The organism is Sphingobacterium sp. UBA5670 (assembly GCF_002420705.1).
In the GTDB taxonomy this organism is placed as follows: Bacteria; Bacteroidota; Bacteroidia; order Sphingobacteriales; family Sphingobacteriaceae; genus Sphingobacterium.
The window spans coordinates 191,834-192,614 of the sequence record NZ_DIIM01000004.1 but is presented as its reverse complement, the minus strand read 5'-3'; the positions used below and the strand labels follow the sequence as shown (position 1 = coordinate 192,614).

Here is a 781-nt window from a genome sequence, read left to right as displayed (position 1 = left end):
GATCATGGCCAAGACTGGGACATGCATATCTTTCAGGCAAAAGGCATCGGTAGACTTTTGGCCTTTCGAAATTATGATGTCAGGAAGAAGGTCCGTGTGATCTCTGAGATTTCTGAACCAGCTATCTGCCTGAGCATTCGGTGGAAGGTCAAAGAAGATAGTTCACGCGCGGCAGAGGATGCAGATCCCAAGGTTACTGTCCATGGGGCTCTTGTATTATTAGAGGAAGACCGGAAAATGCCTTTGCAGCTGGAAAGGGGAGAGCTAGCCTGTGTTGATCTATTTGTCCGGCCGGAAAATATTGGCGAGCTCTCCCATCATCCTGCTATTAAGAGCCTGATCTCGCCCTTAGCTTACCCAGATGAAGATCATCAGTTGCCGGAAACTGAAATAGATGGGCAACTGACGGATCTGGCCCAATCAATATTTGACGAAATCAAATTAAATTGCCCGACAGCGGAGCGATTTACACAGCTATGCGACACCTTGCTGCGGCTGTTTCTGGGAGAGGAAGTCGAAGTGGAGCCTGCTCCGCCGAGGGATGATTGTCCTTGGGAACAGTCCAGCTATGAGCCCAATGCTGCCGAACGCATAATGCTTGACGCTTTGCATGGGCTGGACCAAAAAGACCTTTTGGTAAAAGTAAAAACGTTATACAAGGAGAATGCAGCACGTTCACGGTTGCGGAAAACAGAAGAGAGCAGGAATAATCTTGCCAAGAAATATGCTGAGATTGCTTGGGCTTTTTCAAGAGAAAATCTGGCAGACCTCTACTTGTCTG

The 781-nt window shown here is 48.0% G+C and carries 1 protein-coding gene; it reads left to right on the top strand.

The window, feature by feature from the left end:
• On the top strand, window positions 1-781 hold a 781-nt coding region (locus B3C94_RS05510; protein ID WP_293900243.1), incomplete at both ends, for a hypothetical protein.